Below are 15,832 nucleotides of genomic sequence, written 5' to 3' on the forward strand. Positions count from 1 at the left end.
GGTTTTCCGTGGTCTCCTCGGTACGTCACCCACTCTGTCCACCGGCCTTGGCGCCGGGCTGCCGCACCGCTAACACCCCGCTAACGCCCACGCGGCCGTGGCGAGCCGGGACGGAAAAGCGGTGCCACCCCCTGTTCACCTCTACTACCGGCAGGTAGCTTCCGCTGCGAGCTGTACGCGCGTCAGGAGGAAGCCGCCATGTCCGAGCCCACGCCGTCCACCCCGACCTCCACGAACACCCCGTCCGCCACCACCCCTGCCTCCGCCCCCACCCCGGTCCCCACCGACCAACTGCACTTCGCCCTGCCGCCGCAGCACGCGACCGTCGAGGAGGAGCGCCGCCACCGCAAGGAACGCCTCGCGGCGGCGCTGCGGCTCTTCGGGCGGTTCGGGTTCGAGGAGGGGGTGGCGGGCCACATCACCGCCCGGGACCCGGAGTTCACCGACTGCTTCTGGGTGAATCCGTTCGGGATGTCGTTCAAGCACATCACGGTCGGCGACCTGATCCTGGTCAACCACGAGGGCAAGGTCGTCGAGGGCCGCCACCACGTCAACCAGGCGGCGTTCGCGATCCACGCGCAGGTCCACCGGGCCCGCCCGGACGTGGTCGCCGCCGCGCACAGCCACTCGGTGTACGGCCGGGCCCTGTCCACCCTCGGCGAGCTGCTGGACCCGATCACCCAGGACGTGTGCGCGTTCTACGAGGACCATGCGCTGTTCGACGACTACACGGGCGTCGTGGTGGACGAGGAGGAGGGCCGGCGGATCGCGGTCGCGCTCGGCCGGCACAAGGCCGTGATCCTGCGCAATCACGGCCTGTTGACGGTGGGCGACTCGGTGGACGCGGCGGCCTGGTGGTTCATCACGATGGAGCGTTCCTGCCAGGTGCAGTTGACCGCGCGGGCCGCCGGCAAGCCCGTACTGATCGACCACGCGAACGCCGTGCACACGCGGGAGCAGTTGGGCAACGACCTGGTGGCGTGGATCAACTACCAGCCGCTGTACCAGCAGATGACGCGCAGCGAACCGGACCTGCTCGGCTGAGCCCGTACGGCCTCCGCGCGGCCTCTGTTCGGCTCCGGCGTGGCGTCCGTACGGCCCCCGCGCGACCCCCGTACGGCCCCACGTCAACCTGCCGGACCGCCCGTCACCGCTCCGCCGGGCCCGTCACCGCCCGTAAAGCCGCCCGCCCGGCTTTTCGCCCTCGTCACGTGCGGCACAATTTCCTCTCAGTACGGTGGAGTTGGCGGCGACTGGTGGCTGGGCGGAGCGGACGTGTCGGTGGAGACGGCGGGTGGGACGACGGGGGCGTCCGGATCGCCCGGAGGGACCGAGGGCTTTTCGGGGCCCGGGACGGCGGCGGGCCCGCCCGTGGCGGCCGGGGCGGACGGTTACGGCGGTGACTGCACCTGCGGGAAGTGCCCGCGCGGCGCACGCGAGGGGCATCGCAGGGCGGTCGCCGCGTTCGTGGCGCTGCGCGAGGAGTACGCCGCGGGCCGCGGTGTGCCGGCCGCGCTGGCCCATTCGGCGGGCGCGGCGCGGCAGTGGGTGTCCGACGAACTGGCGCTGTCGGCCCGCGCGGTCGCCGAGCGCGCCGCCGCCGAGGGCGCGTCCTGGCTGGACGCGGTGTGGCGGCGCACGCTGCTGGTGCTGTGGGCCGGGATCGCCGTGCTGGTGATCATGCAGGCGGTCACCGCGATCGGTACGGGCTGGACGGCGCCGCGTACGGCGGGACTGGCCGCGGCGGTGGTCCTGACGCTGGCCCTGACGGGCGCGGGATGGCGCCACCGGGCGCGCGGCGGTCTGCTGGCGCCGCTGATCGGTGAGGACAACCGGCTCTCGACCTCGCGCACGGTGGCGGCGGGCTGGCTGCTGCTGGTGGCGTACGCCGTCCTCGTGCAGGCCGTCCACCTGACGCTGGTGACGGACGCGGACGCGCGCCAGGCGCTGGTGGACGGCCTCGAACTGCCGCGCGGCGCCGGGCTGCTCACGGTCCTGGCGGTGACCTGCGCGGTGGCGGTGCTGGTGCGCCGGGTCGTCGCCGTACGCATCCAGGGGCGGCGCCTCCAGAAGGTGCGCGCGGAACGGCCGCGCGCCGCCGACCTGCTCACGGACGACGCGGGGCGCGGCAGCCTCACCGACACCCAGTTCCTGCTGCTGAACGTGGCCGCCGTGTCCTTCGCCGTGGTCCGGCTGGCCCGCGACCCGTCCCGGCTGCCGGACCTGCCGTGGGCGTTCGCCGTCGTCGTGGTGGTGGGCGCGGTGACGTACGTGGCGGGCAAGTACGCGGAGGGCGGCCGTCCGGTCGTGCTGTCGGTCGTCCGGGCCCGGGAGCCGGGCGACCTGGCCGCGCCCATCCGTATCGGCGACGACATCGAGATCCGCGGTACCGGCTTCGTGCCGCCGGGTGCGCAGGGCGCGGACCTGCTGGCGCGCACCGTCGTACGGATCGGCGCGGTCCATGTGCACGTACCGCTGGTGCCGGTCGCCGGCGGGTTCGGCAATCCGACGGACGGCGTGCTCACCGTGCCCGTACCGGCGGACGTCGAACCGGGCCGGGTGGAGATCAGGGTCGTCACGGCGGCGGGCGCGGAGACGAACGCCTACACGATCGACGTACAGGACTGAGGACCGCTCGACGGGCGTACGAGGCCGAAGCCGCTCGACCGGCGTACGGGACCGCAGCCCGCTCGACCGGTGTACGAGGCCGAAGCCCGCCGCACCGGTGTACGGCATCGACCCCCGCCCGGCCGGCGTACCGCACCGGCGCGCCGCGCTGAACGCCGGATGAGCCGCCGTCCGTACCCTTCGTGGAACACCTGGCCGCGGGCACCCCATCGTCCGCGTCCGGCGACGACGGAGAGGCGGGACGCCATGTCTCATGCGGATCGTGCGGTCGGCGGCAGCGGCCTGGGCGGGGCCGGGGCGGGCAGGGGAGGCGGCCCGCGGCAGGCGATGGCGCGGTACGCGCTGCTGCCGCTGCGCGTCTTCCTCGGCGTGACCTTCGTCTACGCGGGCCTGGACAAGCTGACCGACCCGGCCTTCTTCGCCTCCACCGGTGCCGGTTCGGTCGGCGAGCTGATGCGGCAGGTACGGGACACCTCGGCCGCTCCCGCCCTGGTGGACCTGGCCCTGAAGAACCCGGCGGGCTTCGGTTACGCCATCGCCGCCGGGGAGTTGGCCGTCGGCATCGGCACCCTCGCCGGGCTGTTCACCCGGGTCGCCGCGCTCGGCGGCGCACTGATCTCGCTGAGCCTGTGGCTCACCGTGAGCTGGTCGGCCGAGCCGTACTACTACGGCAACGACCTGGCGTACTTGATGGCGTGGCTGCCGCTGGTGCTGGCCGGGGCACCGATGCTGTCCCTGGACGCGGCCCTGGCGGCGCGGCGCGGCAGGCAGGGGCGGCAGTTGTTCGGGTGAGTGGCTGCCGTAGCCCGCCTCCTCGGTTCACCGGCCTTCGGGGCAACGGGCCCTGAACACGCTGATCCCGGCCGCTACTCCCGGCCGTCTCCCGCCGGAGCCGCCCGGTGACGGCGTACGGCCGCCCAGACGGCCGCCGTGATGCCCGACAGGCACAGGCCCGCCGGTACGGCCAGCACCGGCAACGCGCCGGGCAGGTCCCAGGCTCCGGCCGCCTCGCCCACGTAGGCGCCGCCCACGCCCAGCGCGGTCAGGCCGGTGAGGAGCCGGGCGGGCTCGAAGCGGTGGCGTTTCACGACTGCTCTCCCGTCTGCTGTTCTCCCGTGTCCTGCTCTTCCGCCTGCTGCTCCGCTGCTCGGCGCTCTCCCGCCGACTGTTTCTCCGACTGCTCCCCCGACTGCGGAGCGGCCCGCTCCACGTTGACCTGTCCAGCGCCCACCTCAAGGTCGAGGTCGAGCGTGCCGTGCGGCTTCTCGCCCTTCTTCAGGCCCGTCGCGGGCAGCGTGACGGTCTGGTCCTGGTCGGCCTGGAGGTTGAAGTCCTCCGGCGTCTCGCCCGGCAGCCGGACGTCGCCGAGCTTCACGTCGATGTGCAGCCGCGCGGTGACGCCGTCGGGCACGGTCACGCTGAGCTGCCCGGCGCCGACGGTGGCCTTGGTCCGTACGGTCTGTCCGTTCTTGAACGGTACGTGGCTCAGGTCCAGCTCTCCGCGCCCTGCGCCGAGTTCGTAGCTCGGCCTCACGGAGGCGGTGTCCATCGGGAGCCAGACGCGGTTGCGCCAGTCGGCGGTGATGTTGTCCGGCATGACCGAGGCGCCCGCCAGCAGCAGGGACGTCAGGACGACCATGAAGACCGTGCCGCCGCCGGTCCGTCCGCACCAGGCGCTGAGCACCAGGCCGAGGCCGAAGACGACGAGTGCGGCGGAGAGCCCGGCGACGAGGGCGGTGTTCAGCGGGTGGGCGTCCGCGGCGGCCCCGCCCGTCGCCAGGCCCGCGACGAGTGCCAGCAGGAACGTCCAGCCGCCGATCGGCCGGCCCGCCCGGCGGCGCCGGACCGGTGGGCCGGCCGACGGCCCTTCGCGCCCGGCCCACGCGGTCGCGCCGGAGGGCCGGCCCACCGCCCCGGCCGTCCCGTGTGCGGCGTGCGCCTGCTCGTGTCCGTACGGAGTGTCGCTAGGTCCCCAGAGGTAGCCCACGCCGGCCGTCCCTTCCTTGGAGAGCGGGTCCCGCCACCAGGACGGGGTGTTCCGGGTGGGCGGCGCCGTCGTCTCGGGCGGCGCGTCCACGACGGCCTGCGCGGTGGCCGGGGCGGTGGTTCCCGGGCCGTCCGTGCCTTCCGCGCGGCGCTGCCGCGACCAGTAGGCCGAACCGCCCACGGCCAGCGCGAGCATGACGGTGAAGGTCAGCACGCCGCGGTTGGCGAGAGAGGTCAGGAAGTAGCCGCAGCCGACCAGCGCGAAGAGCAGCGCGGTCAGTGCCGTGCCCTCGACGCGGCCGGAGAGCAGCTTGCGGCCCTCGTTCTCGTCGTCGCCGTCCTGCGGGACGAGCAGCCAGGCGAAGCCGTACGCGATCAGGCCGATGCCCCCGGAGGCCGCCAGTACGGCCAGGACGATCCGGAAGATCACCGGGTCCAGGCCCCAGTGCCGGCCGAGCCCGGCGCACACACCGGCGACCACCTTGTGCCGTCGGCTGCGGCGCAGGGGGACCTGCGGAGCCTGGCGGCCCGGTGCGTCGGCGGGCGGCGGGATGCCTGCGGAGTCGGACGTGGCCCCGGCGGGGCCCGTCGTCTCCTCGGCGGGCGCGGCATCGTTCATGGGCCCATGGTGGCAAGCGGGTCGGGCGGACGGCATCCGTGGGAACCCTGGTTGGTCCCTGAGATCGCCCTGGTGGGGCGGGCGGCGGACGGCCTTCAGGTCAGGGGACCGGACGCGTACGCGGACGGCCACCGGGTGTACCGCCCGCGGCGGCGGTGTAACGGCGGGCCAGGCGTGCGCAGGCTTCCCGGAGCCGCTCCGGCCCGACGATCTCCATGTCGGCGTCGAACCTGCCGAGAGCGGCGGCCAGCGCGGTCCACGACCAGGACCCCAGTACGAGCCGGCAGCGGTCCGGGCCCAGCTCCTCGACGATGCCGTCCCGGGTGTACCGGGACACGGCGTCCGCGGGCAGGGCGAGGATCACCTCGCCACGGCAGGGCCAGCCGCCCGAACCGCCGTCGGCGCCCTGGAACCTGTTCAGGACGAAGGCGCCGACGTCGCCTCCGGGCAGCTCACGCGGGGTGAAGCGGGGGCCGGTCGGGGTGCGCGGGGCGATCCGGTCGGCGCGGAACGTGCGCCAGTCCGCGCGGTTGAGGTCCCAGGCGACGAGGTACCAGCGGCCCGCCCAGGTGACGAGGTGGTGCGGCTCCACCCGGCGCGGCGGGCCCTCGTCGCCCCGGCCGTTCTCCGGTGGCGACACCGGTACGTAGTCGAAGCGCAGCACTTCGCGGGCGTGCACCGCCGCGCCGAGCGCCATGAGGACGCCGCTGTCGACCTGCGGGTTCGGCCGCGCGTTCGGCGGTTCGACGGCGGTGACCTGGAGGGAGTCGATCCGGCGGCGCAGCCGTGCGGGCATCACCTGCCGGACGGTGTGCAGGGCGCGCGCCGCGGCGTCCTCGACACCGGCGCCGTTGGTGGTGGCGATCCGGAGCGCGACGGCGAGGGCGACGGCCTGCTCGTCGTCGAAGAGGAGCGGGGGGAGGTCCGATCCGGCGTCGAGCCGGTATCCGCCGTCGGGGCCCTTGGCCGACGCGATGGGGTAGCCGAGTTCGCGCAGGCGGTCGACGTCGCGGCGTACGGTGCGCGGGCTGACGCCCAGCCGCTCGGCGAGCAGCGCTCCCGGCCAGTCCCGGCGTGCCTGGAGGAGCGAGAGCAAGGACAGCAGGCGCGCCGATGTCTTCTGCATGGCGCCCATCCTGCCTCGGGTGGAGGACACAACCTGTCCTCCACCTACGCCAGGGTGGGGGCCGCTGGGCCAAGAATCCGCGCAGACCTGGCAGCTCCCGAAGCCGCTCCGAGACCGCTCCCGAAGCCGCTCCCGAGGGCACCTCCGAAGCCGCTCCGAGACCACTCCCAGAGCCCGCACGCACAAGGCGAGGAAGCAGATGACCGTTCTCGACACCCGCGCGCTCAACCGGGCCACGCTCGCCCGGCAGTTGCTCCTCGACCGCGCGGACCTGCCCGCCCTCGACGCGGTGGCGCACCTGTGCGGCCTCCAGGCGCAGGAGCCGCAGGAACCGTTCGTCGGCCTCTGGTCGCGGCTGTCCGCGTTCGCCCCGGCGCAGCTCGGCGACCTGCTGACCGGACGCCACGTCGTCCGCACCCACCTCATGCGCCGCACCGTCCACCTCCTCACCGCCGACGACGTCCTGGCCTGGCGCGGCCGCCATGACGCGATGCTGCGGCAGCGGGTCCTCGGGACCTACCGCCGCGAGCTGGAAGGGGTGGACCTCGAAGAACTCGCCGCGGCGGGCCGCGCGGTCATGGCCGACGGCGAGCCCCGCTCGATGCCCGAGCTGGCCCGGGCCGTCGCCGGCCGCTGGCCCGGTCCGGGGCCGCGGCCGCTGGGGGAGATGCTGGTCGCGGCGCTCATCCCGATGGTGCAACTGCCGCCGCGCGGCCTGTGGCGTACGAAGGCAGGCGTACGGAATGTGCCGCTCGCCTCGTGGCTGGGCCGCGAACCCGCCCCGCCGGCACCGGACGGCGCGGGTACGGGAAGGCCGGTCCCCGGTGCGCCCGCCGCCTCCGACCCCGTGGGCGAAGCCCTCGTACGCCGCTACCTGGCCGCTTTCGGCCCCGCCGCCTCCGCCGACCTGCGCGCGTGGTGCGGTCTGGCCGGGCTGCCGCACGCGGTCGCCGCCGTACGCGAGGAACTGGTCGGTTTCCGCGACGAGCGCGGCCGGGAACTGCTGGACCTCCCCGACGCGCCGCGCCCGGACCCCGGAACGCCCGCTCCGGTGCGGTTCCTGCCCGCCTTCGACAACGCGATCCTCGGCTACCAGGACCGCGGCCGGATCATCGACGACGCCCACCGCGGCCTGTCCGTCGCCGGTGAGCGGGTCGTCCTGGTGGACGGCCGGGTCGCCGCGACCTGGACGGCCCGGGAGGGCACCGTGACGGTTTCCCCGCTGCGCCGCTTCTCCCGGGCCGAGCGCGCGGCCGTGGGGGAGGAGGGGGAGGCGCTGGCGGCGTTCCTCTCCGACGGCGGGAGCCGGAGCGTGCGGATCGGCTCGGAGCGCGACTGACCCCTCCCCGAAGCCGAGATCACCGCTGGAATCCCCGCCGGAATCCCCGCTGGGTTCACGGCCGGGTTCCGGCTCGGCCTCCGCTCGACACCGGCCGGGTTCCGGCCCGGTTCCGGTGGGGTTCCGGTTGGGGGACGGATGTCCCGGTACGTGTCCGATGATCGCGCCCCGCCCCTCTGCGGACGGCCGGCGGACGACTATCGTTGCGCCGGACACGTGTACGGGGGGAACCGAAGGGGCGCGGCGCGGTGACGGAGGCGGCGGTGGACGACGGGCGACTGGTCGCCGGGCGGTACCGCCTGGTGGAGGAGATAGGCCGAGGCGGTATGGGCACCGTCTGGCGGGCCCACGACGAACTGCTCGTCCGCCAGGTGGCGGTCAAGCGGCTGCACGTCTCCCCGGAACTGGACGCCGACGAGCTGGCCCGCCGCAACGAGCGCACCCGCCGCGAGGCGCAGGCCGCCGCCCGTATCAACCACCCCAATGTGGTCAGCGTCCACGATGTCGTCGACGACGCCGGTCTGCCCTGCATCGTCATGGAGTACGTGCCGTCGGTGACGCTCGGCGACGTCATCAAGGAGGCCACGCTCGCGAACAGCTCGGTACCGCCGGGTGAGGCGGCCCGGATCGGCCGCGGCATGATCACCGCGCTGCGGGCCGCGCACTCCGCCGGTGTCCTGCACCGTGACGTGAAGCCCGGCAACGTCCTGCTCGGTGAGGACGGCCGGGTCGTCCTCACGGACTTCGGCATCGCGGTCGCCACCGGTACCTCCACCCTCACCAAGACCGGCGAACTGGTCGGCTCCATCGACTACCTCGCCCCCGAGCGGGTCCGCGGCCATACGCCGGGTCCGGCGGCCGACCTGTGGGCGCTGGGCGCCACGCTCTACCAGGCGATGGAGGGGCGGCCCCCGTTCCGCAAGCTCACCGCGGTCGAGACGGCGTACTCGATCGCCGTCGACCCGCTGGACCCGCCGCGCAACGCCGGTCCGCTGACCGCGCTGATCGAGGCGCTGCTGGCGAAGGAGCCCGCGGACCGCCCGTCGGCCGAGGCCGTGGAACAGGCGCTGCGCACACCGACCGCGTACACGGACACCGCGTGGCTGGGCATGTCGGGAGCGTCCGGCACGCCCGGTGCCACCGGCGCCCCTGGCATATCGGGTACATCGGGCAGCAATCCGGGTGTGCCGGGCGTGGCGGGCGAAGGGGACACCGCCGGGGGCAGCGGCACCGCGGCGACGGGCGGCATGACGTCACCGGTCCAGGACCCCCGTACGGCCACGGGCCCCTCGGCCGCGCACCCGAACCCGGACACGACCCCGCGCCCGGCCCCCGGCAACCCGTACGCGGCACCGGCACCGGTCCCGGCCCAGTCGCCGCCCTCGCTTCCCGGCGCGTACCACCCGGCGGCCCCGGCCGCGGACGGTACGGCCGTCACCGGCAGCATGGCCACCACGGGCGGCGCGGCCGCCGCGTTCCCCGTGGAGGGCCCGACCTCCCCGGTCCACCGCACGACGACCGACCCGGCCGTCCCCGACTCCGGCAAGAAGCGCAAGCGCGGCCGCACGCTGCTGCTGAGCGCGGTCGCCGTCGTCGCCGTACTGGCGGTCACGGGCGGCACCCTGTACGCCCTCGGCTTCAGACCGGGCGGCGGGGACGCGCAGGCGTCCGACGGCGGCACCCCGCAGACCGAGGTGCCGACGCCCGCCCCCTCCAAGCCCAGCGCCAAGCCCACCCCGCGGCCCTTGCCGGACGGGTACCACTGGGTCAAGGACCCGGCGGCCGACGTCACCGTCCCGGTGCCCGACGGCTGGACCCGCCAGCGGCAGGCGAACGGCAACGGCTCCACCTACCTCAACCCGAACCAACTGGTCGGCCTGCGCATCGAGGTCCTCGACTTCGCGAGCGCGAACCCGCTCCAGCACTGGAAGGACAACGAGCGCAACGCCCTCAGCGAGGGCAAGTTCCCCGGATACCAGCAGTTGCGGATGCAGGACACGGTCTTCCGCGGGCGGCCCGCCGCGCTGTGGGAGTGGCGGTGGGCGGGCAGCAAGCGCGACTTCCGGGCCATCGACCTGGGGTTCGGCCGGCCCGGCGAGAAGGAGTACGCGGTCTACCTCTCCGCGCCGGACGCCGAATGGGGCCGGTACAAGAAGGTCTTCGACAACGTCCTGGCCGGGCTGGAGCTGCCCGAGGACCGCAAGCAGTAGCGGGACGGCGAGGGACCGCCCGGGGACGCCCCGGGTACGGGGCGCCCTGTCACCGGCTCCGGCCGTGGCCCACCCCGTATCCGAACCCGGCACCCGCCCCGGTGTCCGAGCCCGGCCCCCGCCCCGGTACCTGAACCCGGCACCCGTCCCACCTCCGCCCCCGTATCGAAAGCCCCACCCCACCCACACCCACAGTCACCGACGCTTAGGGGTGCCGTCAGGGTCGACCCTGATGCCCCGCAGCCGCCCCACGTGTGACGATCGGTGTCATGACCACCGCGCCGACCCGGCCCGAGGCGAGCTACGCCCCGGTGCCCGACCCCGACGACCCGCCCCTGCGCAAGCTGTACCGCAGCGCCGACGGGCGGATGCTCGGCGGTGTCGCGCGCGGGCTGGCCGGGCATCTGGGGCTGCCGGTGTCCTGGGTCAGGGTCGTGTTCGTCGCGCTGTTCATGGCCGAGGGCATGGGCGCGCTGCTGTACGCGGCCTTCTGGTTCATCGTGCCGCTGGGTGTCGGCGGCGTGGACGCGGCGCGCGCGAAGGCGTCCGTCTCCGCTCCCGGGTGCCTGGCGTGGGGCCGTAAGGGCCGGGTGGCGGGCGGCCGGAAGGCCGACAAGGGGCAGATATTCGCGCTGCTCACCCTGCTCGCCGGTGCGGCCCTCGTCGCGTCCCGCTTCCAGTTGGGCCGGGCGAATGCCTACGTGTGGCCGATCCTGCTGATCGGCGCGGGCGTCGCGCTGGTCTGGCGGCAGGCGGACAACGCGCGGCGCGCGCAGTGGCTGGAGATGGGCCGCCGCAAGGGGGTGCTGCCGGTCGTGCGTGGTGCGGCCGGTGTGGTCCTGGTCGGTGTCGGGGTGACCGGCATCGTCGTCCTTCAGGGCTCGGTCCGGCACCTCGGTTCGGTGCTCCAGGCCGCCCTCGCCGTCCTGGTCGGTATCGCGCTGCTCGCGGGCCCGTATCTGGTGCGCATGACGCAGGACCTGTCCGAGGAACGCCTGATGCGCATCCGCGCGCAGGAACGGGCCGAAGTCGCCGCGCACGTCCACGACTCGGTCCTGCACACCCTCACCCTGATCCAGCGCAACGCGGAGGAACCGCGCGAGGTGGCCCGCCTCGCCCGCGCCCAGGAACGCGAACTGCGCGCCTGGCTCTACAAGCCGGAGGGCCGCGGGAAGGACGAGGAGCAGGAGCCGGACACCCTCGCCGAGGCGGTGCGCAAGACCGCGGCCGAGGTCGAGGACCACCACGGGGTGCCGATCGAGGTCGTGGTGGTCGGTGACTGCCCGCTGGACGAGCGGCTGGGCGCCCAGATGCAGGCCGCGCGCGAGGCGATGGTCAATGCGGCCAAGTACGGCGGCGAGGGCGGCGCCGTGCAGGTGTACGCCGAGGTGGAGGGCCGCGCGGTCTTCGTCTCCGTACGGGACCGGGGCCCCGGCTTCGACCTGGACGCGGTGCCCGGCGACCGCATGGGCGTACGGGAGTCCATCATCGGCCGGATGCAGCGCAACGGTGGCACGGCCCGGCTGCGCTCCGCGCCGGACGGCGGCACCGTGGTCGAGCTGGAGGCGGAGCGCCTGCCGGAGGAAGGATGACGGATGATGAGGTGGCACCGCCGCAGCCAACGCCGACAAGGGACGGACGGACGAGATGAACAGTGACGCCGCACAGGACGACCAGACCGGCGGCCCCGCCCGCACGGTGCGCGTCGTCCTCGTCGACGACCACCGGATGTTCCGTACGGGCGTCCAGGCCGAGATCGGCCGTACCGAAGAGACCGGTGTGGAGGTCGTCGGCGAGGCCGCCGACGTCGACCAGGCCGTCACGGTCATCACCGCCACCCGCCCCGAGGTCGTCCTGCTGGACGTGCACCTGCCGGGCGGCGGCGGCGTCGAGGTGCTGCGCCGCTCCGCCTCGATGATGGCCGACCCCGAGCGCCCGGTGCGCTTCCTCGCGCTGTCCGTGTCCGACGCCGCCGAGGACGTCATCGGCGTCATCCGCGGCGGCGCCCGTGGCTACGTCACCAAGACCATCACCGGTACGGACCTGGTCGACGCGGTCTTCCGGGTCTCCGACGGCGACGCGGTCTTCTCCCCGCGGCTGGCCGGCTTCGTGCTGGACGCGTTCGCCTCCACGGACGCCCCGCCGGTGGACGAGGACCTGGACCGGCTCACCCAGCGTGAGCGCGAGGTGCTGCGCCTGATCGCCCGGGGTTACGCGTACAAGGAGATCGCCAAGCAACTGTTCATCTCGGTCAAGACGGTCGAGTCGCACGTCTCGGCGGTGCTGCGCAAGCTCCAGCTCTCCAACCGGCACGAGCTGACCCGGTGGGCCACGGCCCGGCGGCTGGTCTGACGGAGGCGGCTTCGCGGTAGACGGCCGCTCGTTCACGTACCGGCGGGGCGGGGACCGGCGAGCGGGCCGGGCTCCGTCCAGTGGAGGCCGTCCGCGGTGGCGACCAGGCCGCCCGGGAGCTGCGGGGCCGTCTCCGCGAAGCTGCCGCCGGTGGCTCCCTGCTCGGCGAGCAGGTCGCTCTGTGCGAAGGTCTCGCCGAGCATGGGGCTCTCGTCCCACGGGTCGCCGTCCGTGGACGCCTGGTAGCAGTGGGCGGATGCGTCCAGCACCCGTGCGGCGGTCCCGAGACGGTCGGTGACCTGCTCGGCGTCGGTGAGTGCCCGGTCGCCGGAGGCCAGTCCGCCCACCAGGTTGATGAAGGAGGCCATCGCGCCCGCCTGCCCGCCGGTCAGCTCGCGGGCCTGCCGGAAGTAGGCGTCTCGCGGGGCCTGCATGGTGTAGAAGGCGGCGAGGAAGTCGTGAAAGACGGTGTATTCGCGGCGGTAGCGGGCTTCGAACTCGTCGAAGGCCCGGCGTTCGTCCATCCCGGTGCCCAGGACGGTGTTGATCGAGCGGGCGGTCAGCATGGCGGCGTACGTCGCCAGGTGCACGCCGGAGGAGAAGACGGGATCGATGAAGCACGCGGCGTCGCCGACCAGCGCGACGCCCGGCGCCCAGAACCGCGTGTCGCAGTAGGAGTAGTCCTTGCGGACCCGCACGGTGCCGTACGTCCCCTCGGTGACGCGCCGGGCGTCGGCCAGGTGGTCCCGTACGAGAGGACACCGGCCCACCAGCTTGGACAGCGCCTGCTCGGGGTCCCCCTGTACCTGGTCGGCGTGTTCGCGGTGGACGACGGCGCCGACACTGGTGAGGCGGTCGCTGAGCGGGATGTACCAGAACCAGCCGCTGTCGAAGGCGGCGCACAGGATGTTGCCCTGGTTCGGCGGGGGCAGCCGGCGTCCGTTCTCGAAGTAGCCGAAGACCGCGATGTTGCGGAAGAACGGGGAGTACACCCGCTCGCCCCCGGCCGCGTGGTGGAGGCGGCCGGTGTTGCCGGAGGCGTCCACCACGTAGCGGGCGCGGACCTCGGCCGCCGAGCCGTCCGGTGTGCGGTAGGCCAGGCCGTGGACGCGGCCGTCCGCGCGGAGGATGTGCCGCACGGTGCAGCCTTCGCGTACGTCGGCCCCGACCTGCCGGGCGTGATTCAGCAGCAGCGCGTCGAACCGTGTCCGCTCCACCTGGTACGCGTAGCCCATGGACGGGCCGAGGCCGGGGGAGTCGGCGAAGGAGAACGTCCATGGGTCGGGGGACGTGCCCCAGCGGAAGGTGCCGCCGCCCTTGCGCATGAATCCGGCCTCGCGCAGGACGCCGTCCACGCCCAGGAGGCGCCCGATGCCGTGGACGGTCGAGGGCAGGAGGGATTCCCCGATCTGATAGCGCGGGAAGTGTTCTCGTTCCAGCAGCAGGACGCGGTGTCCGGCCATGACGACCAGGGCGGCGGTGGTGGAACCGCCGGGCCCGCCACCGACCACGACGACATCGAACTCTTCGGGGCGCGCGGTATCCGACGACATGAGGTGTCTTCCTTCCTGTGCTTGCGTTGGCGTCCGGGGCCCGCGGTACGTCACCAGGTCACCGGCAGGGTGAGCGGTGACCGTACGGGCGAGTGGTCCTCCCAGGTGGGGGGCTGACCTGTGAGGCGGAGCCGGGGGAAGTGGTCGAGCAGGGCTTCCAGGCCGACGCTCAACTGGGCACGTGCCAGGTGGGCGCCGATGCAGTTGTGCGGGCCCCGCCCGAAGGCCAGGTGGGGGTTGGCCTGCCGGTCCAGCACCAGCCGGTCCGCCTCCGGGAACGTCCCCTCGTCGCGGTTGGCGGCGGCCAGTACGGGCAGTACCGCCTCGCCGGCGCGGATGGTGTGCCCGTGCACCGCGACGTCCTCCCGGGCCTGGAGGACGATGACGCCGTTCTGTACGGGGAGGAAGCGCAGGAGTTCGTCGACCGCGGTGGGCAGCAACGCGCGGTCGTCCAGCAGCCGTTCGTACTGGTCCGGCTCGGCCAGCAGGGCCAGTACGGCGTTGGCCAGGAACATGGTGGTGGTGCGGTAACCGGCCACGAGCATCGACAGTCCGAAGGACAGCACGCTCTCCTCGTCCACCGCGCCGCGCTCACCGGCCTCGACGAGGGAGCTGAGAATGTCCCCGCCGGGCGCGCGACGGTGACGTTCCAGCAGCGAGGACATGTAGGAACGTAGCTGGTGGGTGGCCTCACGGCCTTCCGCCAGGGTGACCAGCGCGCCGAGCGCGGCGTCCGCCGCGGCGAGGAAGGTCGCGCGTTCGGCATAGGGAATGCCCACCAGTTCGCACACCACCAGCAGCGGGAAGGGCTCACAGAAGCCGCTCACGAGGTCGCCGGGCGGCCCGTCGGCGGTGATCGGCCCCAACAGGCGGTCGGCGGTGGCGCGGAGGGACGGCCGCCGTTGCCGGGTCGCGCGGACACTGAACGGTTCCGCCAGCGCCTGGCGCAGGGCCGCGTGCCGTGGCCCGTCGAGTTCCATCATGGTGACCAGGCCGGGCCCACGCGCGGTGACGTCCGCGTCGAGCGGCCAGTCGTCGATGGTCGGCCGGACGAACCGGTCGTCGGCGAGCAGCTTCCGCACGTCGTCGTAGCGGGTGACGCACCACGCCGGAGCACCGAACGGAGTGGCGACGCGCGCGAGCGGGCAACTGCGGCGCAGCACCGCGTACTCCGGCGGCGGGCCCACACTGCCCGGTGCGGGCATCGGGAACGGGGACGGGCACGGTTGGTTTCCCGGTCCGGGCTCGGGGGCGGCCATGTCAGGTGGACGCGACATGAGTTCACCACCTTGAGCAGGGACCCGTCGCTTCGTCGGCTCTGGAACCATGCCCGGGCACTGACGGCGGAAGCGGCGGCACACGGGAAACCACCGGCGACAGTGATCGTGGCGTGCGCGGGCGGAAAGCATCCCCCGGCCCCCGCCCCGGCACACGCCACGGCGCAGAAGTCCCAGCGATGGGCGAGGCGTTCCGCACCCCGCTACTGGACTTCATCCGCCGTCTCCCGGAGCAGTGGCGCCGAGCCGAGGCAGTCTCCCAGCTCGAACCACACGACCTTTCCGATCCCGTACGGACGCGGATACGCCCCCCACTCGTCCGCCAGCGCTGCCACCAGCGCCAGCCCGCGTCCGTCCTCGTCGTAGAAGCCCGCCGCCCGGGGCTCGGGCATCGCGGAACCGGCGTCGGACACCTCGATACGGAGCCGTCCCGCGTGGAGCAGGCACCGCACCCGTACGTAACGGCCGCGCGGGGCACGTGAATGCACACAGGCGTTGGCCGTCAGCTCGCTGAGCATGAGCACGGCGGTATCGGTCGCCTCGGCCCGCAACTGCCACACCTCCGCGAGTTCACGCAGGTACTTACGCGCCCGCCGCGCGCTCCGGGGGTGGCGCGGCAGCCACCATTCATTCTGGAGGGGGGAATTTCCGTCGTTCACAACCCCGAGCCTGTCGACGCGGGCGTACCGTCAGCAGCCGCGACAAGGGTACGCACCAGGCTGTACCGGTCGTGCCGGAGAAA

The 15,832-nt window shown here is 73.7% G+C and carries 13 protein-coding genes; 7 read left to right on the plus strand and 6 right to left on the minus strand.

The annotated features are described in order from the left end of the window. The first annotated feature begins 198 nt into the window (after positions 1-198). From ACZ4QV_RS37565 to ACZ4QV_RS37575, 3 genes are all read left to right on the plus strand, one after another. Entirely contained in the window at positions 199-1,044 is an 846-nt protein-coding gene (locus tag ACZ4QV_RS37565; protein WP_361582673.1) for a class II aldolase/adducin family protein, read from the plus strand. 327 nt (positions 1,045-1,371) lie between these two features. Beyond that, entirely contained in the window at positions 1,372-2,628 is a 1,257-nt protein-coding gene (locus tag ACZ4QV_RS37570; protein WP_361156819.1) for a hypothetical protein, read from the plus strand. Positions 2,629-2,874: 246 nt separating this feature from the next. Further along, positions 2,875-3,420, plus strand: a complete 546-nt coding sequence (locus tag ACZ4QV_RS37575) for a DoxX family protein (protein ID WP_467764067.1) — start codon at positions 2,875-2,877, stop codon at positions 3,418-3,420. Positions 3,421-3,494: 74 nt separating this feature from the next. Here the strand turns inward: ACZ4QV_RS37575 and ACZ4QV_RS37580 are convergent, their stop codons facing one another. The 3 genes from ACZ4QV_RS37580 to ACZ4QV_RS37590 all read right to left on the minus strand — a co-directional run bounded on the left by ACZ4QV_RS37580 (position 3,495) and on the right by ACZ4QV_RS37590 (position 6,359). Then, positions 3,495-3,716, minus strand: coding sequence for a hypothetical protein (locus ACZ4QV_RS37580; RefSeq protein ID WP_361156786.1), 222 nt, complete (start codon positions 3,714-3,716; stop codon positions 3,495-3,497). Beyond that, complete coding sequence (locus ACZ4QV_RS37585) at positions 3,713-5,233, minus strand: PspC domain-containing protein (RefSeq protein ID WP_361582676.1); 1,521 nt, start codon at positions 5,231-5,233, stop codon at positions 3,713-3,715. Before ACZ4QV_RS37585 ends, ACZ4QV_RS37580 begins: the two co-directional genes overlap by 4 nt. A 100-nt stretch (positions 5,234-5,333) precedes the next feature. Next, a complete protein-coding gene (locus ACZ4QV_RS37590) occupies positions 5,334-6,359 on the minus strand; it encodes a helix-turn-helix transcriptional regulator (protein WP_361582679.1) in 1,026 nt (341 codons plus the stop codon). 199 nt (positions 6,360-6,558) lie between these two features. Between ACZ4QV_RS37590 and ACZ4QV_RS37595 the strand changes: the two genes are divergently transcribed. The 4 genes from ACZ4QV_RS37595 to ACZ4QV_RS37610 all read left to right on the plus strand — a co-directional run bounded on the left by ACZ4QV_RS37595 (position 6,559) and on the right by ACZ4QV_RS37610 (position 12,260). After that, positions 6,559-7,698, plus strand: a complete 1,140-nt coding sequence (locus tag ACZ4QV_RS37595; protein WP_361582682.1) for a winged helix DNA-binding domain-containing protein — start codon at positions 6,559-6,561, stop codon at positions 7,696-7,698. Between the two features lie 248 nt (positions 7,699-7,946). Then, the gene (locus ACZ4QV_RS37600) at positions 7,947-9,908 is read left to right on the plus strand and encodes a serine/threonine-protein kinase (protein ID WP_467764068.1); all 1,962 of its coding nucleotides are present in this window, start codon (positions 7,947-7,949) and stop codon (positions 9,906-9,908) included. Between the two features lie 269 nt (positions 9,909-10,177). Continuing rightward, the gene (locus ACZ4QV_RS37605) at positions 10,178-11,500 is read left to right on the plus strand and encodes a PspC domain-containing protein (protein WP_361582688.1); all 1,323 of its coding nucleotides are present in this window, start codon (positions 10,178-10,180) and stop codon (positions 11,498-11,500) included. Positions 11,501-11,555: 55 nt separating this feature from the next. Continuing rightward, positions 11,556-12,260 carry a response regulator transcription factor gene (locus tag ACZ4QV_RS37610; RefSeq protein ID WP_361156771.1) on the plus strand — a complete coding sequence of 235 codons (705 nt, stop codon included), beginning with the start codon at positions 11,556-11,558 and terminating at the stop codon, positions 12,258-12,260. 32 nt (positions 12,261-12,292) lie between these two features. Here ACZ4QV_RS37610 and ACZ4QV_RS37615 read toward each other — a convergent pair whose 3' ends face one another. The 3 genes from ACZ4QV_RS37615 to ACZ4QV_RS37625 all read right to left on the minus strand — a co-directional run bounded on the left by ACZ4QV_RS37615 (position 12,293) and on the right by ACZ4QV_RS37625 (position 15,749). Next, positions 12,293-13,813 carry a tryptophan 7-halogenase gene (locus ACZ4QV_RS37615; protein WP_361582691.1) on the minus strand — a complete coding sequence of 507 codons (1,521 nt, stop codon included), beginning with the start codon at positions 13,811-13,813 and terminating at the stop codon, positions 12,293-12,295. 50 nt (positions 13,814-13,863) lie between these two features. Then, complete coding sequence (locus ACZ4QV_RS37620; RefSeq protein ID WP_361582694.1) at positions 13,864-15,090, minus strand: cytochrome P450; 1,227 nt, start codon at positions 15,088-15,090, stop codon at positions 13,864-13,866. Between the two features lie 203 nt (positions 15,091-15,293). Further along, positions 15,294-15,749 carry an ATP-binding protein gene (locus ACZ4QV_RS37625; protein WP_361156764.1) on the minus strand — a complete coding sequence of 152 codons (456 nt, stop codon included), beginning with the start codon at positions 15,747-15,749 and terminating at the stop codon, positions 15,294-15,296. Between the last annotated feature and the right edge of the window lie 83 nt (positions 15,750-15,832).

The organism is Streptomyces sp. NPDC026394 (assembly GCF_055567735.1).